The sequence below is a fragment of the Burkholderia paludis genome (genome assembly GCF_000732615.1).
GTDB classification, from domain to species: domain Bacteria; phylum Pseudomonadota; class Gammaproteobacteria; order Burkholderiales; family Burkholderiaceae; genus Burkholderia; species Burkholderia paludis.
Window position 1 is genome coordinate 26887 of sequence record NZ_JPGL01000051.1, and the last position, 19798, is coordinate 46684.

General features: G+C 68.7%; 18 protein-coding genes. 8 read left to right on the forward strand and 10 right to left on the reverse strand.

The window, feature by feature from the left end; genetic code table 11:
• Positions 1 to 92 precede the first annotated feature (92 nt).
• Positions 93 to 833 carry a response regulator gene (locus GQ56_RS0127040; protein ID WP_031401626.1) on the forward strand — a complete coding sequence of 247 codons (741 nt, stop codon included), beginning with the start codon at positions 93 to 95 and terminating at the stop codon, positions 831 to 833.
• Complete coding sequence (locus tag GQ56_RS0127045) at positions 830 to 2152, forward strand: ATP-binding protein (RefSeq protein WP_031401627.1); 1323 nt, start codon at positions 830 to 832, stop codon at positions 2150 to 2152. Before GQ56_RS0127040 ends, GQ56_RS0127045 begins: the two co-directional genes overlap by 4 nt.
• A 102-nt stretch (positions 2153 to 2254) precedes the next feature.
• Here GQ56_RS0127045 and GQ56_RS0127050 read toward each other — a convergent pair whose 3' ends face one another.
• The 3 genes from GQ56_RS0127050 to GQ56_RS0127060 form a co-directional block, all read right to left on the reverse strand.
• A complete protein-coding gene (locus GQ56_RS0127050; protein WP_031401628.1) occupies positions 2255 to 2866 on the reverse strand; it encodes an alpha/beta fold hydrolase in 612 nt (203 codons plus the stop codon).
• A gap of 259 nt (positions 2867 to 3125) precedes the next feature.
• Complete coding sequence (locus GQ56_RS0127055) at positions 3126 to 3662, reverse strand: GNAT family N-acetyltransferase (protein ID WP_031401629.1); 537 nt, start codon at positions 3660 to 3662, stop codon at positions 3126 to 3128.
• A 12-nt stretch (positions 3663 to 3674) separates the two neighbouring features.
• A complete protein-coding gene (locus GQ56_RS0127060; protein ID WP_031401630.1) occupies positions 3675 to 3923 on the reverse strand; it encodes a hypothetical protein in 249 nt (82 codons plus the stop codon).
• A gap of 314 nt (positions 3924 to 4237) precedes the next feature.
• Between GQ56_RS0127060 and GQ56_RS0127065 the strand changes: the two genes are divergently transcribed.
• The 3 genes from GQ56_RS0127065 (at position 4238) to GQ56_RS0127070 (ending at position 7937) form a co-directional block, all read left to right on the forward strand.
• Positions 4238 to 5431, forward strand: a complete 1194-nt coding sequence (locus tag GQ56_RS0127065; protein WP_031401631.1) for a porin — start codon at positions 4238 to 4240, stop codon at positions 5429 to 5431.
• Between the two features lie 303 nt (positions 5432 to 5734).
• Positions 5735 to 5872: a hypothetical protein gene (locus GQ56_RS45675; RefSeq protein WP_160257555.1), complete on the forward strand. Its 138-nt coding sequence runs from the start codon at positions 5735 to 5737 to the stop codon at positions 5870 to 5872.
• Positions 5873 to 6014: 142 nt separating this feature from the next.
• The gene (locus GQ56_RS0127070; protein ID WP_031401632.1) at positions 6015 to 7937 is read left to right on the forward strand and encodes an SMP-30/gluconolactonase/LRE family protein; all 1923 of its coding nucleotides are present in this window, start codon (positions 6015 to 6017) and stop codon (positions 7935 to 7937) included.
• Between the two features lie 47 nt (positions 7938 to 7984).
• Here the strand turns inward: GQ56_RS0127070 and GQ56_RS0127075 are convergent, their stop codons facing one another.
• From GQ56_RS0127075 to tetH, 4 genes are read right to left on the reverse strand one after another with little or no spacing between them, the layout of a single operon-like run.
• The gene (locus GQ56_RS0127075) at positions 7985 to 8923 is read right to left on the reverse strand and encodes a c-type cytochrome (protein ID WP_031401633.1); all 939 of its coding nucleotides are present in this window, start codon (positions 8921 to 8923) and stop codon (positions 7985 to 7987) included.
• The gene (locus GQ56_RS0127080) at positions 8920 to 9606 is read right to left on the reverse strand and encodes a c-type cytochrome (protein ID WP_031401634.1); all 687 of its coding nucleotides are present in this window, start codon (positions 9604 to 9606) and stop codon (positions 8920 to 8922) included. Before GQ56_RS0127080 ends, GQ56_RS0127075 begins: the two co-directional genes overlap by 4 nt.
• A gap of 46 nt (positions 9607 to 9652) precedes the next feature.
• Positions 9653 to 10708: a molybdate ABC transporter substrate-binding protein gene (locus GQ56_RS0127085; RefSeq protein ID WP_031401635.1), complete on the reverse strand. Its 1056-nt coding sequence runs from the start codon at positions 10706 to 10708 to the stop codon at positions 9653 to 9655.
• A gap of 8 nt (positions 10709 to 10716) precedes the next feature.
• A complete protein-coding gene (tetH, locus tag GQ56_RS0127090; RefSeq protein WP_031401636.1) occupies positions 10717 to 11508 on the reverse strand; it encodes a thiosulfate dehydrogenase in 792 nt (263 codons plus the stop codon).
• A 472-nt stretch (positions 11509 to 11980) separates the two neighbouring features.
• Between tetH and GQ56_RS0127095 the strand changes: the two genes are divergently transcribed.
• Entirely contained in the window at positions 11981 to 12856 is an 876-nt protein-coding gene (locus GQ56_RS0127095) for a LysR family transcriptional regulator (protein ID WP_031401637.1), read from the forward strand.
• A 33-nt stretch (positions 12857 to 12889) separates the two neighbouring features.
• Here GQ56_RS0127095 and GQ56_RS0127100 read toward each other — a convergent pair whose 3' ends face one another.
• Positions 12890 to 14092, reverse strand: coding sequence for a multidrug effflux MFS transporter (locus tag GQ56_RS0127100; protein ID WP_031401638.1), 1203 nt, complete (start codon positions 14090 to 14092; stop codon positions 12890 to 12892).
• Between the two features lie 497 nt (positions 14093 to 14589).
• A complete protein-coding gene (locus tag GQ56_RS0127105; RefSeq protein ID WP_031401639.1) occupies positions 14590 to 16782 on the reverse strand; it encodes a TonB-dependent siderophore receptor in 2193 nt (730 codons plus the stop codon).
• A gap of 398 nt (positions 16783 to 17180) precedes the next feature.
• On the opposite strand from GQ56_RS0127105, the gene GQ56_RS0127115 reads away from it, so the two are divergent.
• Positions 17181 to 17627 (forward strand): hypothetical protein, encoded by a 447-nt coding sequence (locus GQ56_RS0127115; protein WP_031401640.1) that lies wholly within the window; start codon positions 17181 to 17183, stop codon positions 17625 to 17627.
• Positions 17628 to 17678: 51 nt separating this feature from the next.
• Here the strand turns inward: GQ56_RS0127115 and GQ56_RS0127120 are convergent, their stop codons facing one another.
• Entirely contained in the window at positions 17679 to 18425 is a 747-nt protein-coding gene (locus GQ56_RS0127120) for a TetR/AcrR family transcriptional regulator (RefSeq protein ID WP_031401641.1), read from the reverse strand.
• Positions 18426 to 18595: 170 nt separating this feature from the next.
• On the opposite strand from GQ56_RS0127120, the gene GQ56_RS0127125 reads away from it, so the two are divergent.
• The gene (locus tag GQ56_RS0127125; RefSeq protein WP_031401642.1) at positions 18596 to 19777 is read left to right on the forward strand and encodes an isovaleryl-CoA dehydrogenase; all 1182 of its coding nucleotides are present in this window, start codon (positions 18596 to 18598) and stop codon (positions 19775 to 19777) included.
• Positions 19778 to 19798 lie beyond the last annotated feature (21 nt).

Here is a 19798-nt window from a genome sequence, read left to right on the forward strand (position 1 = left end):
GCGGCGCGATACATTGGGATACAAACGCGGGCCCGCCGTGCGGTATAAAAGCGGGCATCGCCTGCCCGGCCACCTCGAACCCGACACGACCCATGGACAAGATCGATCACGTGCTGATCGTCGACGACGATCGCGCGATCCGCGAACTGATCGCGGACTATCTGGAGAAGAACGGCATGCGCGTGTCGCTGGCCGCGAACGGCCGCGAGATGCGCAACGCGCTGGACGACGGTGCGCCGGACCTGATCGTGCTCGACCTGATGCTGCCGGGCGAGGACGGCCTCGCGCTGTGCCGCGACCTGCGCGCGGGCCGGTTCCGCACGGTGCCGGTGCTGATGCTGACCGCGCGCGGCGAGGAAACCGACCGCATCATCGGCCTCGAGATGGGCGCGGACGACTACCTGGCCAAGCCGTTCGCGGTGCGAGAGCTGCTGGCGCGAATCCGCTCGGTGCTGCGCCGCGCGCGCATGCTGCCGCCCGGCATGCAGGTGACGGAAACGGCCGCGATGCTCGCGTTCGGCGAATGGCGGCTCGACACGACCGGGCGCCACCTGCTCGACGCCGAAGGCACGCTGGTCGCGCTGAGCGGCGCCGAATACCGGCTGCTGCGCGTGTTTCTCGACCATCCGCAACGCGTGCTGACCCGCGACCAGTTGCTCAACCTTACGCAGGGGCGGCAGTCCGACCCGTTCGACCGCTCGATCGACCTGCTGGTGAGCCGGCTGCGCCAGCGCCTGCGCGACGGCGCGCGCGAGCCGCGCTACATCAAGACGCTGCGCAACGAGGGCTACGTGTTCTCGTCGGCCGTGACCGCCGTCGACGGTACGCCATGAGCGCGCGTATGCCGTGGCGCTGGCCGCGCTCGCTGTTCGCGCGGCTCGCGCTGATCCTGTGCGTGGGCCTCGCGCTCGCGCAGACGCTGTCGTTCTGGCTCACCGTGACCGAGCGCGACCAGGCGACCACCAACCTGATGATGGGCTACATCGAGCGCGAGGTGGCAAGCTCGGTCGCGCTGCTCGACCACCTGCCGCCCGCCGAGCGGGCGGCCTGGCTGCCGCGCCTCGCGCGGCGCAGCTATGCGTTCATCCTCGGGCCCGGCGAGACCGGCACGCCGCCGGAAGCGCGGCTGTCGGCGCGCGTCGAGCGGTCGATCTCGGACGGCATCGGCGGCGACTACCCGCTGACCGCGAACGCGATCCCCGGCGACCGCGAGCATCTGCAGGTGCATCTGCGCCTGACCGACGGCTCGCCGCTGACGATCGACATCCATCCGATGTCGACGGTGCCGCTGTCGGGCTGGCTGCCGGTCGTGTTGGCGGTGCAGCTCGCGGTGCTGGCCGCGTGCTGCTGGCTCGCGGTGCGGCTCGCGACCCGGCCGCTCAAGCAGCTCGCGCAGGCCGCCGACGCGCTCGGCCCCGACCTGAAGGGCGAGCGCCTGAACGAAGGCGGGCCGTCGGAGGTCGCGCGCGCCGCGCGTGCGTTCAACGCGATGCAGGACCGCATCGCGCAGTACATGACCGAACGCATGCAGATCCTCGCATCGATTTCGCACGACCTGCAGACGCCGATCACGCGGATGCGCTTGCGCGTCGACGTGATGGACGACGACGCGCAAGGCGCGAAGCTGCGCCAGGATCTGCTGGAGATGGAGCATCTGGTGAAGGAGGGCGTCGCGTACGCGCGGACGCTGCACGGCACCGAGGAGGCCGCGCGCCGCATCGATCTCGATGCGCTGCTCGACAGCATCGTGTGCGACTACACGGATGCGGGGCAGGACGTCGCGCTGCACAGCCGCGCGCCGCTCGCGCTCGTCACGCGGCCGAAGGCGCTGCGCCGCATCGTCGGCAACCTCGTCGACAACGCGCTGAAGTTCGCGGGCGCCGCCGAAATCGACGTGCAGGCCGCGCCGGACGGCGGCGCGGTGATCGCGGTGCTCGACCGCGGGCCCGGCATTCCGGACGATCAGCTCGACGCGGTGTTCGAGCCGTTCCGGCGCGTGGAAACGTCGCGCAACCGCGAGACGGGCGGCACCGGGCTCGGCCTCGCGATCGCGCGGCAACTCGCGCTTGCGATGGGCGGCACGCTCGTGCTGAGCAACCGGGCGGACGGTGGCGGGCTGGAGGCGCGGCTCACGCTGCGCAATGCGGGGTGACGAGGGACGGCGTGTGAGCCGCGCGGTGTCCGGGGCGCGACGAAACCAAAACCGAAGCTGACGTCGAAGTCGAAGTCGAAGCCGAAGCCGATGCGTGCGACGTCACACGCGCTGCAGATGCGCATCGACGAGCGGCGCGAGCGTCTGCGCATGCACGGCCGCGAGATCGTGCCGGCCGCCCGGCACGACATGCAGCTGCGCGTCGGGCAAGCGTTCGAGCAGGCGCCGGCCGGCCGCGACGGGGCTGATCGGGTCGTCGTCGCCCCACAGCAGCAGGGTCGGTTGCGCGATGCGGCCGATGTCCCGCGACAGGTCGGCGCGGAACGTCAGGAACCAGTCGGGAAGCTGCGGGTTGGCTTCCGCGAAACCGGTGCGCCAGTCCTGCGCGCCGAGCCCTTCCATGTCGAGTCCGCCGGACGTGACCGTCAGCACGAGGTGCGTGATCAGGCCGGGTTTGTCGAGCGCCGCGCGCATCGCGATCACGCCGCCCATCGATTGCGCGATCACGGCGGTTGGCCGGTCGATCGGTGCCAGCACGTGACGCACGAGGCCGTCGAAATCGTCGACGGACGGATCGCGCGGCGTGTCGCCGAAGCCCGGGTAGCCGACGATCCGGCGCTCGGCCGGATGCGTCAGGCGGCTGGCGAGCGGTTGCCAGAAGGCGGTGCTGCCCGAGGCGCCGGGCAGGAAGAGCAGTTGCGACGGTACAGGCATGGCGCGGTTTTCCAGGAAACGAAGCGGGGTGGAGGGAGAATGCGCGGGCGTCAGCACCGGCCGGTGCGTAGCGCGACGCTCCAGTCGTCGCGGCCGCGCGACGCGGCGGTGGACGCCGTCGAGCACCGCGTCGAGCTTGCCGTGGATGTCGGAGCGCGCGGCAATCTTCATGGCGGCCGTCGGGCCAGGGAACGGCGATTGTCGCCAATTCGGCGCGGGCCGTCCAATGGCGGGCGAGGGCGGGGCCGCAGGCTGCGCGTCAGTCGGTCGCGAGGCGCGCGTACATCGCGAAATCGCCCGGCGTGCCGCGCACCATCTTGTACGCGCGCAACAACCCTTCGTAGCGGTAGCCGCACTTCTGCAGCACGCGCGCGGAGCCCGCGTTGCCGGTCAGCACGACGGCCTGCATGCGTATGAAGCCGCCGTCCGCGAATGCCCACGCGGTGACGGCCTCGCACAGTGCGCTCGCGATCCCACGCCCCCAGTGCGACGGTGCGAGATCGTACGCGATCTCCGCCGAGCGGTTCACGGTGGATACGGTATGCAGGCCGATCGTCCCGACGAGCGCGCCCGATGCGTCGTCGATCACGGCGAGACGACGGACCGAATCGGGGTCGACCGATTCGATGGCGTCGAACAGCGGAAGTAGATCGTCGGGCGAGCGCAGGTTCCAGCTCGTGTGGCGGAAGACGTCGGGGTTCGTCAGATACGCGTACCACGCGTCGAGGTCGGCGCGTTCGAGCTGGCGGAGTGTCAGGCCCGGTACGCCGGAGCGGGGCGGTGCGGCGATTCTCATCGGCGCGGCCCCCTACGCGGCTTGACGCCGGTACGGCGCCGGAGAACCGGTCGGCGCGAGCCGCAGCGTGCCGTCCGTGCGGTCGAGGCACGGCACGCCCGCGCGCTTCGGCGGTTGCGCCGCGTGTGCGCCGGGCAGCGCGCGGCCGGACCGCATTGCGCCCGCGAAGCCGCGGGCCGCGCGGCGCACGCCGCAGCGCGAGCCGCCGGCCGGGCCGGCGGGCGCGATGCCGGCGAAGTGCAGCGGGGTCGTTTCGTGCATGAAGTCACTCCCGATGGATGCGTTCGACGATCGGCGGGGCGCAGCGCCACGCGCGGCATACAGGCACGGCGCATCGCGTACACGGCGCTCCCGTTCGACTATCTCAATTCTGGCAAGAAACTGTTTTCATTGTCTTGCTTTCGAATGGAACCGGTTCCATTTACCATGGCGGCCGCAGCGGGCATGCCCGCCGCGTCGTCGCGCGCGGCCGGCGCCGGCCTCGCACCGCCGGCGAATCTCGTCGCCCGCGCGCGTCACCACTACTCGCAACAGCCAGCCAGAACAACGGGTTCGACGCCCGGAGACACACAATCATGAACAAGCAACTGATCGCAGCCCCGCTGCTGCTCTCGTTCGCGGGCATCGCGTCCGCGCAAAGCTCCGTGACGCTGTACGGCGTCGTCGACGCAGGCGTGACCTATCGCAGCAACGAACGGGTCGGCTCGGCGGGCGCGTACACCGGCCATTCGGACGTCGCGCTGACGACCGGCAACCTGACCGGCAGCCGCTGGGGCATCAAGGGTAAAGAGGATCTCGGCGGCGGGATGCGCGCGCTGTTCGTTCTCGAGAACGGCTTCGACATCACGAACGGCACGTCGGGCCAGGGCGGCCGCCAGTTTGGCCGCCAGGCGTTCTTCGGCGTCGGCAGCGACCGTTACGGCACGGTCACGCTCGGTCGCCAGTACACGTCGCTCGACGACTTCGTGAGCCCGGTCGGCCCGTCGTCGTTCATCGGCGGGTTCGGCGCGCACCCGGGCGATATCGACGATCTCGACCAGACCGCGCGCGTCGACAGCTCGATCAAGTTCACCAGCGCGAACTACTCGGGCTTCACGTTCGGTGCGCTGTACGGCTTCGGCAGCCAGCCGGGCAGCATGAAGCAGCGCAACACGTGGAGCGTCGGCGCGGCGTACGCGGCAGGCCCGCTGCGGTTCGGCGTCGGCTACGAGCGCGCGGACAACAGCAAGACCGGCGCGACCGACCCGACGACGGGCAAGTGGCAGGGCACCGACGACGGCCTGTTCAACTCGTCGATCAACGAGGGCTACGCGAGTGCGCAGTCGCAGCAGATCGTCTCGACCGGCGCGACGTACGACTTCGGCGCGGCCGTCGTCGGCGTGAACTACAGCAACGTGCAGTACCGCAGCGGCGGCCAGTCGCTGTTCACCGGCCGCGCGACGTTCAACGTCGCGGGCGTGTTCACGCGCTGGAACGTGCGGCCGCAGACGCAATTGTTCGCGGGCTACAGCTACACGCGCGGCAGCGATGTCGACGGCATCGACGACCGCGCGCAATACCACAACGTGACGCTCGGCGCGGTCTACGATCTGTCGCGGCGCACCAGCGTGTACCTGCTCGGCGCGTACCAGCATGCGTCGGGCATGACGCTCGATGCGCTCGGCCGCCCGGTGGCCGCGACCGCGTCGGTGTCCGACAAGGCGAACGGTCACTCGTCCGATTCGCGGTCGCAGGCGATCGTCAGCGTCGGCCTGCGCCAGAAGTTCTGACGGCTGTCCCGACGCGGCACGATCGTTGCGGGCGCAACGGTGTCGGCAGCCGATACGGGCTGCGCGGCACGCTTGCGCCCGCGACGTCGCCGATGCGCCGTCGGAATCCGTCGACGACCGGAGCGGCCCGACGTTCGACGTCATTGTCCGAATGACTGCGGCCGCGTGCCGGCATGGCCGGCGCGCGGCGTTCCCGCCTTTCCCCCATTCCTGCTGCCGCGCCGGATCGCGTTATGGCGATTGCGCCGAGCATTATTTTTTCTCTTTCATTTAAATTTCGATTTGTAATCATCGGAACCGTTTTTGTGGAATGAAAAAGGCAATACGGTCGCTTCAGGAAAAATGACGCATTTGCGTGCGTGTGGTGCGGAAGAAAATGCCGGTGAAACCTACCGGAACGGTGCGCCCGGCAAGCCGCGGCGGCGCATCGAGCGGGACTGACCGTCTCTGGCGGAGTGGCGCGGCGGATAAAAAAATGTGCCGAACAATTCGGGGAACGGACAATGCGTATCGGCCTGAATCATCCATATTTAATGTGCTGCGATTTACAGTATCGGCAAACGATCGTCCGGGAGCACTATTCATGTCGATGAAACGGATTCGCGCGGTATTGCTCGGAACGTGCATGGCGATGCTGACGCCTGCGAGCCACGCACAAGTGGGGTACTCGACCGACTGGCTCGCGAACACGTACGGCACGCTGGCCGCGCATGTCGGCAACGCCGCGCGCTCGATGTGGGTCGCGCCCGAGGGCGTGGTCTACACGGCATCGCGCTGGGACGAGAACGCGGGCGGCGTCGCGCTTTACCGGAACGGCCAGACGATGGGCACGATCGGCATTCACGACGAACTCCAGGGCGGCGCGATTACCGGCAACGCGACGTCGATCTTCGTCGCGCTCGGCTACAACCGCACCTTCGGCAGCGGCTCGGTCGGCCGTTACGACCGCACGACGAACCGGCGCGACCTGCGCATCCCGGTCAGCACGTGGACGGGCCTCCCGAACCCGGACGTGATCACCGGCCTCGCGACGGCCGGCAACCTGCTGTATGCGAGCGATTTCTACGGCAACCGCGTGCGCGTCTACACGACGGACGGCGTCTGGCAGCGCGACATCGGCGTAACCGGGCCCGGCGCGCTGGCGCTCGATGCGGCGGGCAACCTGTGGGTGGCGCGCATGAGCGCGGGCGTGGTCGTGCAGTACAGCCCGACCGGCACGTTGATGAACACGATCCAGGTGGCGGCCGGCGCGCGGCCGTCGGCGCTGTATTTCGATGCGTCGATGGGGCAGTTGATGGTGGGCGACCAGGGCCCGGACATGAACATCAAGATCTACCGTCTCGCCGGGGCGCCGCAGCAGATCGGCACGTTCGGCGTGCAGGGCGGCTATCTCGACACGACGACGGGCATCAAGGGGCAGGTCGGCGACAAGCGCTTCACGCGCGTGGTCGGCATCGGCAAGGATTCCGGCGGCAACCTGTACGTGCTCGACAACGCGTGGGGCGGGGGCTGGGATCTCGGACGCAACGGCAGCACCGACCTCCACGCGTACGGCCCGACGGGTGCGCTGCAATGGAAGCTGCAGGCGCTGAACTTCGAGGCGATCGCCGCGCCCGACCCGTCGACCGACGGCGCGTTCTTCTACAGCGGCAACAACGTGTATACAGGCTCGGCGGGCGGCACGTTCGTCGCGAACACGATCGATCCGTTCACGTACCCGAAGGACCCGCGCCTCGACATGAACGACTACCAGCGCGGCCAGCACTTCGGCCAGCTCGTGACGGTCGGCGGCAACCGGATTCTCGTCGCGTCGGGCCAGAACCCCGGCAACTTCAACTTCTACTACTTCACTCCCGCGAGCGGCTACATCGCGAATCCGGCCGGCTCGCTGCCGGGCAAGCCGTTCAACACGACGCTGCAGGTCACCGCGGGCTTCGCGATCGACGGCAACGGCGACGTCTGGGCCGGGCTGAACGGAACCGACGCGATTACCCGTTACCCGATGACGGGCTTCGACGCGACCGGCAAGCCGTCATGGGGCAAGCCGTCGACGACCGCCGTGCCGGGCACCGTGGCGCCGGTCACGCGCATCGTCTACCAGTCGGACAGCGACACGATGATCCTCGCGCAGGGGCTCGCGGGCAGCTGGGACTGGACGGCGATGAACGGGCACATCGAGGTCTATCACGGCTGGAAAGGCGGCAACACCGGCGCGCCGAACCCGGTGATCGACCTGACGAGCGCGAACCCGAAATCGATCGCGGCGGCCGGCCGCTACCTGTTCGTCGGCTACGTGCACACCGTGCCGAACGTCGACGTGTTCGATCTCGACACCGGCGCCCTCGTCGCGACGCTGACCAACTCGAACGCGTCGGCGATGGACGTCGGCAACGACGTCGACTCGATGTACGGGATCCGCGCGTACCTGCGCTCGACCGGCGAATACGTGATCACGAAGGACAACTACAACGGCACGAGCATGATCGTGTATCGCTGGCGGCCGTGAGCGCCCGGGCCGCGCCGCGCCGGCCGCCCGGACGCCCGGACGCCGCGTCAGGGCGCGCCGAGCACATGTCCGTTCACGCTGCGCCCGTACATCGAATCGGGCGCGTCGTGGAATTTCGCACGCGTGTCCTGTACCGAGCCCGTGAAGCGCGGGTCCTGCGGACGCTCGTGGCTGTCCATGAAGGTCGCGACGTCCCACGCCTCCTGATCGGTCAGCGTGCCGCCGAGCCCGAGCGGCATGTTGGCCTTGATGAAGCCGGCCGCGTTGCGGATGTCGCCCATTCCCGCGCCCCAGTTGAACGAGCGCGCGCCCCACAGCGCCGGGAAGACCGCGTGGCCGCCGCTCGACTGCCCCTGGCCGTCCGCGCCGTGGCACAGCGCGCAGTGCTGCGTGTAGACCGCGGCGCCGCGCGCATAGTCGGCCTGCCGCGCGGGCGGCGGCAGTTTCGGGAAACCCTGCCCCGGCAGCTTCGCGCCGACCGGCGCGCCTGTCGCGAGCCAGTACGAATAGGTTTCCAGCGCGACGAGGATCGGGTCGCCGGCCGGCGGCGCCTTGCCGTTCATGCTGTAGCGGAAGCACCCCTGCAGGCGCTCCGCGAACGTGTTCACGTGGCCGTTCTTGTTGCGGTACGCCGGATACAGCAGGTACGCGGCCCACATCGGGCTCGAGTCGGGCCGGCGGCCCGCGTCGAGGTGGCAGCTCGCGCAGGTCAGCTTGTTGCCGACGTACTTGCCCGCGAACTCGGGCGTGTGCAGGAAGATCTGCTCGCCGAGCTTCACGGCCTTGCCGAACGCGTCGGCGGGGATCGCGGATTCGGCGGGCGGCGCGAACGGTTTCGTCGCCGCCACCGTGGCGGTGGTCGCGGCGGGCGTGGAGGCGGCGGCCGGGGCGTCCTGCGGCGCGGCCGCGAAGGCGAGCGCGGGTAGCCAGGCCGCGCCGAGCAGCGTCGCGCGGGCGGTGCGGATCAGCGTCGTGCGGTCGATCATCGCTTGTCTCCCTGGGCGGCGCCGCCGCGCGCATAGTAGGCCGCCACCGCGTCGATGTCGGCGTCGGACAGCTTGCCGGCGATCATCGGCATCAACGCCATGGGCCCGGGCGGGCGCAGGCCGTGTTTCCAGCCGTGCAACTGGCCGGCGAGGTACGCGGCCGGCTGCCCCGCGAGCGGCGGAAACGCGGCGCCCACGCCGAGGCCGCCGGGGCCATGGCACTGCGCGCACGCGGGCAGCCCCTGCGACCAGCGTCCGCGCGTCGCGAGCCACGCGCCGGTGTTCGCCGGATCGATCGACGCGCCGTCGGGCGTCGGGACGCCGGCCGGTGCGGGCAGGCTCGCGAAGTACGCGGATACCGCGTCGCGTTCGCGCGGCGACAGCTGTTTCGAGAGCGGTTGCATGACGGGGCTCTGGCGGCTGCCGTCCGCGAACGCGGCGAGCTGCGCGGACAGATACGCGGCGTGGATGCCCGCGAGGCGCGGGAAGCCGGCCGCCGCGTTGCCTTCGCCATGACTGCCGTGGCAGCCGATGCAGGCGGCGACGCCCGTGGCCGTGCCCTGCGTCGCGATCATCCTGCCGGGCGTCGCGTCGTCCGCGTGCGCGCGGCCGGCCAGCAGCGCGGCCGCGGCGAGCAGCAGCGGCGCGAACCGGCGTCGCGGTATGTCGACCGTATCGTTCATGTGTCCCCTCCTTGTCGTCTGGCGCGCGTGCGGCGGCCGTCAGCCGTCAGCCCGCGGCGGGCCGGTCCTGCCCGGGCGTGAGGTGCGACGGCGGCGCCGCCGTATCGTATCGGCCGAAGCCGTAGCGCTGGAAGATCCGGAACGCGTCCGGCGACCGGATGAACGCGAGCCACGCGCGTGCGGCTTCCGGGTGCGGGGCGTCCTTCACCATCGCCCCCGCATAGATCGCCGTCGTATTCTGCTCGGCCGGAATGTCGATGTGCATCAGCGGATGCCCGACCTGTTCCTGGAACGCCGCCTCGGACTGCCACAGCACGCCGGCGTCCGCGCGCCCCTGCATCAGGAACAGCGCGGTTTCCCGATGGTGGATGTGCGTGAGCTCGGTCGTGCCGGCGCGCACCTTGTCGTCGTAGACGGTGCGCGCGAGTGCGTCGCCGCCGGCCTTCACGAGCGATGCGCGGATCTGCCGCGCGACGCCTTCGAAGGCCGGATTCGGCATCGCGAGCTTCACGTCGGGCCGCGCGAGATCGTTCAGCGATGCGATGTGCTTCGGGTTGCCGGCGCGCACCATGATCGCGAGCTGGTTCGTCACGTACGGCACGGCCGGGCCTTCGAGCGTGCCGTCCGCGATCAGCCCGTCGATCTTGCCGAGCCCCGCGAAATACGCGTCGGGCCTGACCGTCCACGTCATGTTGCCGACGGTGATCGTGCCGCCCGCGTGGATCTGCGTCACGAGCAGGCCGGGCGGAATCGTTTCCCAGTAGATGCGGCCGCGGTACTCGGGATGATCTTCCTCGAACTTCGCGACGAGCGGCGCCATCGCGAAGAAGTAGTTGCCGCCGACGAACAGCACCAGCTTCGGCGCGGTGAGGTCGCCGTGGAAATCGGCGAGCACGTCGACCTGCGGCACCGTGAATTCGAGGCCGCGCCGTGTCGCGTCGTTGTTGCGGCCGTCCTGCCACGGCGGAAAGACGGTTGCGGCGGTATCCGCGGGCGCGGCGAGCGGCAGCGCCGATGCGCAGCACAGCCACGCGGCCAGCACGGCGCGCAGCGCGCGGCGCGGGCTGCGCGGTGTCGAAGGGGGCGTCTGGATCGATGTCATTGCGGGGCTCATTTGGCGTACGTGAAACCGGCCAGCTGCAGCTCGGGCAGCGTACCGACCGCACCCGGCGTGACGATTGCCGACGGAATCACGTGGTTGGTCAGGTCGGCGGCGAGTGCGTCGAGCGGCAGCTTGTCGGGGTTCGCGTTCGCACCGTCGAGCCGGTCCGCGAGCTCCCAGATCGCGTTGTGGCACGACAGGAACACGACACCGCGCTGCTGCAGCGCGGCAATGCTGTTGTCGTGCAGCGAGAACGCGCCGTCGGGCGACTCGTGACCCTGCGCGCCGTTCGATTGCGCGGGCTTCGCGTCGAGCAGCGTGTTGGCCGGGAACGCGGCGCCGGCGAATTTCGCGAGGCCGTATTTGTCCCACGCGGCCTGGTCGAACAGCGCGAGGTGCGCGCTGCCGTGCGTCGCCGACACGACGAGGAAATCCGGATGGCCGTACGACCAGATCTGCGCGTTCAGCGAATTGCGCATCAGGTTCAGCCACGGGCCGCCGAGATCGGTGTTGTCCCACGCCTGCTTCGGCCCGCCGCGATAACCGATCACTTCGGCCAGCGCCGCGTGATCCCACTGATCGGGGCGCTCGAGGATCATCGGCACCGTCTTGAAATCGCGCCGTCGCGGCGCGGCCGCGAGGCGGCGCGTGAGGTCGGCGAGGCGGGTCGCGCTGCCGGGCAGCAGCGCGCCGGTTTCGGGGGCGGCGGCATGAGCCTGGCGCGTGGCCGCGAGCAATGCGGTGCCGGCCGCGAGGCCGAGTGTCTTGAGCGCGCCTCGGCGCGCCTGCCGGTCGGACATGGGGTATCTCCCGGAATCGTTTTTGTGGGGCGTGCCGCGGTGCCGTGCGGCGTAGCCAGTCTAGAGGCATCCCGGTGACAGCGGAAATCGCGATAGCGGATGGGAGGTATTCGGGGGTCCGATGATTGAGGCGACGGCCGCGCGAGGGATGTGTGTATTGTTGCTTCGTTGCTTCGTTGCTTCGTTGCTTCGTTGCTTCGTCGCGTCGGCGGGCGACCGGACGGCTTCCGGCTGGCGTCGCCGGGTTCCCCCGGCGGTTGCCGTGCGCGACGCATTCAGTCGCCGAACCGTCGCGACGTTGTGGCGAGCCGATGTGCGTCGGCTCGGGACGCGGCGGACGAGTCGCATCGGGAAGTCGCGGGAGATTCAATTGATTCGGATACCTGATCGTATGGTCGGAGTGGCCGATGCCCGGCTTGTATAATCGGTCCCGGACGGAGCAACAGGGCTTTGGCGAGAGAGAGCGTTATTCATGAATTGGGACGATGCACGGGTCTTTTTGGCGGTTCATCGCGCGGGGACGCTGCGCGAGGCCGCGGTCGTTCTCGATGTCGATCAGGCGACGGTGGGGCGGCGGCTGACCGCACTGGAGAAGGCGCTGGGTGCGAAGCTGTTTCTGAAGACGTCGTCGGGCTATGCGCTGACGCAGATCGGCGAGCATTCGCTGCGCGCGGCGGAAGCGATGGAGCGGGCGGCGTGCGAGTTCGAGCGGGGCGCGCACGGTTCGGACGACCGACTCGAAGGCGAGGTCCGGGTGACGACGACCGACTCGCTGGCGATGGACTTCGTCGTGCCGGCGATACGGGAGCTCCGGCAGACATGCCCCGGGGTCCACGTGGTCCTGACGACCACCGTGCAGGTGCTCAACCTGACGCGGCGCGATGCGGATCTCGCGATCCGGACCGTGATGCCGGAGAACCCCGATCTCGTTCGCCGCAAACTGGCCGAATGGGACGTCGGGTTGTTCGCGAGTCGCGAGTATCTGGATGCGCGCGGCGCCCCCGAGATCGGGGCGGCTTTCGCGGGGCACGACCTGGTCGTCTATCAGCCTTCCGTCACGTCCAACCAGGGCCACACGCTGTGCGGCGAGCCGATGGAGGGCGGCCGCGTGGTCGCGCAAGTGAGTTCGAGCCTGATGCTGGCGACCGCGATCCGGTCGGGCATCGGCATCGGCGAGCTTCCGTCGTACATGGCGCACGACGACGATTCGCTGGTGCGGCTCTGGCCCGACCGGACGCGAGCCGCACCGTACCAGGTCTGGCTCGTCTCGCATACGGACCTGAACCGGACCGCGCGCGTGCGGGCGGTGACCGCCGCGATCGCGGCGTCGTTCGACCGTTATCGATAGCGGCCGGCCGTTCGCGGGCGCGAGGCCGCGTGCTCAGCGCGGCAGGGTCTTGCGCATCGACGGCGTGCGCCGCGCGGCATGCCAGCGGGGCACGATCGCGACGGCGGCGACGATCGCGAAGAACGGGATGGCCGTGGCGAGCACGTGGCTGCCGGTACCGAGCAGTCCGCCGGACAGGGTGGCCGCGAGCGACGCGCTGCCGATCTGGAAGAACCCGACCAGCCCGGACGCGGTGGCCGCTCGCCCGTGTTCGCTCGCGATGGCGCCCGAAACCGCGAGCGACAGCGACGATCCGTTCGACAGGCTGACGAGCAACATCGGCAGCACGATCGCGACGACGCCTCTGACATGCAACGATTCGCACAGGACGAACGCGATACCGCCCGCGACGAAGCAGCCCACGCCGGCCATGACGATCGAGTCGTAGGCGAGCCGGTCGAGCATCCGGCGCGAGACCAGGTTGGCGGAAACGATGCCGGCGGTCAGCGGCAGGTAGAGCCAGCCGCTTTGCTGTTCCGACAGGCCGAGGCCCGAGAAGATGAACGGCGACTGCGTCAGGTAGACGAACCACGCGCAATAGATTGCACAGACGACGAGCGTGTAGCGGATGAACGCGCGATCCCCGAGCACGTTGGAGAAGCCGGCCAGCGGCGCGGCACGATGTTGCCCCGGTGCGACCGGCGGGCGCGTTTCCTTCAGAAGAAACTGCACGAGCGCGAGTGCGACGACGCCGAACGCGGCGACGAACAGGAAATCGCTGCGCCACCCGAACCACGCCGCCAGGTATCCGCCGATCGCGGGCGCGATTGCCGGGGACAGCGACACGAGCGGATACACGATGCTGTAGACCTTCGCGGATGCGTTCCTGTCGCAGGTGTCGGCGATGATCGCGCGCCCGATGACGAGACCGGACGCCGCGCCGAGCGCTTCGAGGATGCGCCAGCCGAGCAGGCTCGCGAAGCCGCCCGAGCTTGCGCAGCCGATCGAGCCGGCGATGTACAGGAGGATCCCGGCCGTCAGCACGGGTTTGCGTCCCCATCGATCGGAGAGGGGGCCGTAGAACAGTTGCGCACAGGCGAGCGCGATCAGGTAGGCCGATACCGTTTGCGGCATCTGCCACGCGCCGATCGAGAATTCGTGGGCCATCGACGGCATCGCGGGCAGGTAGACGTCGGACGCGATCAGGCCAAAGGCGCTCAACATGGAGACGACGAGGATGAGTGAGAAGTTGGACATGTTTGCTGGGTGGTTGGGGCGAAGCGCGTGAGCGGAGGGACATGACGGCGCGCATAGGGCAGCCCTGAGACAAGGCCGGGGCGATCATACGGTGTGCGATGCGGTTCGGGAGCGGGCAGAATTGCATCGTCCGGATGCATTTTTGCGGGCGGCGAAGCGGGCGCCGGAGAGGCGCGTGGATGATGGCGTTACGTGTCGCGCGAGACGCCGGTCAAGCGGAATCTGGCGCGGGTGTCGGCGGCGAGCAACGGGGCGCGTCGCTGTCGTTTTCGTTTCGCCCGGTGATGGGGCGATGTTTTGTCGCCGGGTGGTTCGTTGTTGCCCGGCATCACGCGCGCGGATTCGCCGTGACAGGTCGCGAAGCGGCGGGGATGACGTGCCGGGGAGAATGGGCGAGCCGCTACGCGTAGCGAGCGGCTGTGGATGCGGGCGTTGTACGTGGGCTGCCGCGTTCGGGCCGACCCACGCACGCATCAGGCCATCGGAACATCAGGCCATCAGAACGACACCGTCGTCGTCAGCGTGACGAGCCGCGGCTCGCCGACCGCGACGATCAGGTTGCTGTTGCTCGACGGGTAGTAGGTCTTGTCGAGCAGGTTCTTCACGTTGAGCTGAAAGCGCGTCGGGAACTTGCCGATCGTCGTTTCGTAGGCCGCGAACGCATCGACGGTTACGTAGCCGGGCAGCGTGAAGCTGTTCGCGGTGTCGCCGGAACGTGCGCCGACGAGGCGCGCGCCGCCGCCGAAGCGCCAGCGGCTGGGCAGGTTCGCGATGGCCGTGTCGTACACGGCGAACAGGCTGCCCGTGTGGCGCGCGACGTTGGCGAGCGGCGTGTTGCTGTCGCGATCGGTCGCATTCGTATAGGCATAGCTGCCGATCACGCTGAGGTGACGTGTGATCTGCCCGGCGACGTCGAGCTCGATCCCGCGCGAGCGCGCGGTGCCGATCGTCGACGTGATGTCGCCGACTGTGACCGCGACGTTGCGCTTGTCGATCTGGTAGACCGCGAGCGTGCCGGTGATCGCGGGTTTCAGGCTGAACTTCAGCCCGGCCTCGAGCACGCGGCCGTACTCCGGCGCAAGCGGCGCGGCGACGTTCGATGCGACGTTCGGCTTGAACGAGCGGCTCACGTTCGCATAGGCGGTCAGCGAAGGCGTCAGCGCATACGCGAGACCGAACTGCGGCAGCCACACGTTGCCGTGCGAGCGGTCGGCGAACACGAACGGCCGGCCCATCCCCGATTCCTGCTGCCAGTTTTCCCAGCGCAGCCCGCCCACCGCGGTGAGGCGGTCGGTGAGTTTCACCGAGTCCTGCACGATCGTCGAATACGCACGCACGACCGAACGCGAGTCGCTTTGCTTCGGGTTGGGCATGCCGCCCGGCGCGAGCATGCCGTAGACGGGATCGTAGAGGTCGAAGCCCGGGGACGCCTTGCCGCGGATCGTGTCGCCGCGGAAGCTGCGCTGCCGCTCGTATTCGCCGCCGATATAGATCGCGTGGTTCATCCCGGCGAGCGTCACGTTGCCGAGCAGGCCGAGCGTCGCGATCTGGTCGGAGTCGTTGCGCCCGAGGTTCGCATCGGACGAGCGCGTCATCGCACCGGTCCTGCTGTTGAACGCGGTCGCGCGGGTGATGTACTGGTCGTAGCGGTCGCGGCCCCAGCCGTAGGTCGCGCGCACGCGCCACGCCTCGGAGAAGCGGTGCTCGATGCGCGTACGCAGCGTTTCCTGGATGCCGCTGCTCTGCGACCACGCTTCCTCGTAGCGGCGGTAGCGCAGCGCGTCGTCGAGCTGGCCGTTCACGAGCACGGTGCCGCGATCGAACGGCATCGTGTAGTCGACGTACTGGTAGCTGACGTCGATCGACGTGTTCGCGTCGTGCCACGACAGCGCGGGCGCGATCAGCGCGTTGCGCTCGCGGCCGAAGCTGCGCCAGTAGCGACTCGTGTCGTATTCGCCGGTGAGCCGGAACGCGAGCGTGCCGCCCGCGACCTGGCCCGGCTTGCCGAGCGGGCCCGTGAGATCGAACTGCGCGCTGCTGCCGCCGTGGTTCGTGCGCGATGCGGAGATCGAGCCGCCGAGCGTGTCTTCCGGCTTGCGCGTGACGAGGTTGATCACGCCCCCCGGATCCTGCATCCCGTACAGCAGCGACGCCGGGCCCTTCAGCACCTCGACGCGGTCGATCGTCGCGAGATAGCTGTGCAGCACCGGCGTGCGCACGCCGTCGACGAGCACCGAGCCGTCGTTGTTCGACCCGAAGCCGCGCTTGATGAACGCGTCGCGCGTGCCGCCGAGCGTGTTCGTCTGGGTGACGCCGCTGATGTTGCCGAGCACGTCGTCGAGTGAACGCGCCTGCTGGTCCTGCATCACGCTGCTGCTGACCACCGCGACCGATTGCGGAATCTCCTTTAGCGGTCGGTCGCTGCCGCCCGCGATGCTCGTGGTGCGCGGCTGATAGCCGACCGTCGGATCGACGGTCGCGGCCGCGTTGACGCTGATCGCCGGGAGCTGGCGCACGGCCGGCCGCGCGGATGGCCTGGCGGAAGAGGTCGGCTCGGCGGGCTCGGCGGCGGCGTTTTCGGCGGCGGACGCATGGGTGCCGCTCGCGATGCAAAGGGTGATCAGGGCAGGCAGGCTGGTACGCCACGGACGGAGGGGCCGGGCGTGGTGGAGTGTTCGACGGGATGGCATGAATCGATGCGGAACGGAGTACTAAGGATCGTGTCGCGGGCCGAGGGGCTTCGCAGCGGCCGGGGTGCGTATGATAAACGTAATGATAATCATTTTCAATTGTAATGAGGCGGGTGGCGGTACGCGGGCGTTGGTTGTCGGGGCGTCGGCCGTCTGCTACCGTAGCGGCCAAAATCAGACGCAGTGAAATTCAATGAGAGAACCGGGGGCCGCACCATGTCATCTTCCTGTCACGTCGCGTTCCGCGCGGCGCCACGCACCGCGCACGACCATGCGGGCGATGAAGTGATCGCAGCCGTCATCCGCCATTCGAACGATTAAAGCAACGGAAGCGAATTCATCCGGCATTGCGCCGGGCTTCAATCACTTCAACCACCACGCTGGACGGGAGACCACCCATGAAGAAGATTTCCGCGCCGTTCGCGGCGGCCGCGCTTGCGGCATGCACGCTGCTGGCGGGCGTTCACGAGACCGCTTGCGCGGCTCCGGACGCCGGACCCGCGATCGACGCCCATTACGGCGCCGTGATCGAAGCCTATACACAGGACATGGCCGCCGCGAAGACGAAGTACGACGGCAAGCGCCTCGTGTTCGTCGGCGCCGTGATCCGGATGGGCGGCGACCCGGGCGGCACGTATTTCGGCGCGCTGACGGCGGACGGCGAACAGTTCGACACGCATTTCGACGTGGCCGACCAGGATGCGCTGAAGCCGAAATTCCCCGGCGGCGAGATCAAGCCGTTCGTCACGTCGGCGGCCTTTCGCTTCAGTTGCCTGAACGAAGGCTATATCGACGCTCCTGTACTGCCGGGACTGAAGCTGACGCACTGCCGCCTCGCCAACTGACCGGCGCGCCACGGCGGCGGCATCGCAGTGCCGCCGTCCGGCGGCCGCGCGTCACCCGCGCGTGCCGTCGCCTTCGAGCCGCCGCATCGCTTCCGCGACTTCGTTCCTGAACCGCACGAGCGCCGCCTGTTCCGGCGCGGGCGGCTGCACGGCGGCCCACAGCATGTCGACGAGCTGCGTGGCCGTCGCCTCCGTATCGAGCTTGCGGTGCCCGAGGATCGCGTCCCACAGCACGTGCTCGATCGGCCCGAACACCATCGAGCGCAGCAGGCTCAGCGGCAGATCTGCGCGGACCTGCCCGGCCGCCTGGCCGCGCGCGAGCACGTCCATCAGCGGCGCCGTATAGCGGCGCTGCAGCGCGGTGAGCTCGTCGCTCAGCGCATGCTGCTTCGCGCGGCCTTCCGACAGCACCAGCGCGCACAGCCCCGTGCCGTTCACCAGCATCAGCCGCAGGTGGGTGCGCACGATGAATGCGAACTGCTGCTGCACCGACGCATCCTGGGGCATCCCGTGTTCGAATGCGGCGATGATTTCGTCGTACCAGTCCGCGATGACGCGCGCGCACAGCTCGCGCTTGCCGCGGAAGTAGCTGAAGACCGTCGCCTCGGAGACGCCGACGCGCTGCGCGATCTCGGCGGCTGTCGCATGTTCGTAACCTTTTTCGGCAAACACTTCACGACCGGCGCGCAGGATGTCCTGCACGCGCTGCTGGGATTTGCGCCCGGCGGGCGCGCGCGGCGCGTCGGCGCGGTCGGCTTTGACGGTGGCGGTCATGGTGTCGGCGGTAGCGGCTGTCATCTCGGCATGATATCTGAGTAACACTCAAAAAACTATTGACGCCCGACCCGACGAGGCGCGAAACTGTGCAAAATTTCCGCTGTATTGGTCAATGAATCTGCGCATTCATTCGATTTGAGCGAAACTCAGAAATCGGTGAGTGCCACACACTTTCTGGAGACGGAGGAGACATGATCAACCTGCCCGGTGTGCAATTCATGCTCGGTGAGGACATCGAGATGCTGCGCGACGCCGTCGCGACGTTCGCGGCGAAGGAAATCACGCCGCGCGCGGCGGAGGTCGACCGGACCGACCAGTTTCCGATGGATCTGTGGAAAAAATTCGGCGATCTCGGCGTGCTCGGCATGACGGTGGCCGAGGAATACGGCGGCGCGAACCTGGGCTACACCGCGCACATGGTCGCGATGGAAGAGATCTCGCGCGCGTCGGCGTCGATCGGCCTGTCGTACGGCGCGCACTCGAACCTGTGCGTGAACCAGATTCACCGCAACGGCACCGACGCGCAAAAGCAGAAATACCTGCCGAAGCTCGTGTCGGGCGAACACATCGGCGCGCTCGCGATGAGCGAGCCGAATGCGGGTTCCGACGTCGTCAGCATGAAGCTGCGCGCCGACAAGCGCGGCGATCGCTACGTGCTGAACGGCACGAAGATGTGGATCACCAACGGCCCCGATTGCGACACGCTTGTCGTCTACGCGAAGACGGACATCGAAGCCGGCCCGCGCGGCATCACCGCGTTCATCGTCGAGAAGGGGATGAAGGGCTTCTCGGTCGCGCAGAAGCTCGACAAGCTCGGCATGCGCGGCTCGCATACGGGCGAGCTGGTGTTCCAGGATGTCGAAGTGCCGGAGGAAAACATCCTCGGCCAGCTCAACGGCGGCGTGAAGGTGCTGATGAGCGGGCTCGACTACGAGCGTGCGGTGCTGTCGGGCGGCCCGACGGGCATCATGGCCGCGTGCCTCGACGCGGTGGTGCCGTATATCCACGACCGCAAGCAGTTCGGCCAGGCGATCGGCGAATTCCAGCTGATCCAGGGCAAGGTCGCCGACATGTACACCACGTTCCAGGCATGCCGCGCGTACCTGTACGCGGTCGGCCGCCACCTCGATTCGGCCGGCACCGACCACATCCGCCAGGTGCGCAAGGACTGCGCGGGCGTGATCCTCTACACAGCCGAGAAGGCGACGTGGATGGCCGGCGAGGCGATCCAGATCCTCGGCGGCAACGGCTACATCAACGAATACCCGGTCGGGCGCCTGTGGCGCGACGCGAAGCTGTACGAGATCGGCGCCGGCACGAGCGAGATCCGCCGGATGCTGATCGGCCGCGAGCTGTTCGCGGAAACGATGTAACGCCCCACGTCACGCGAACGG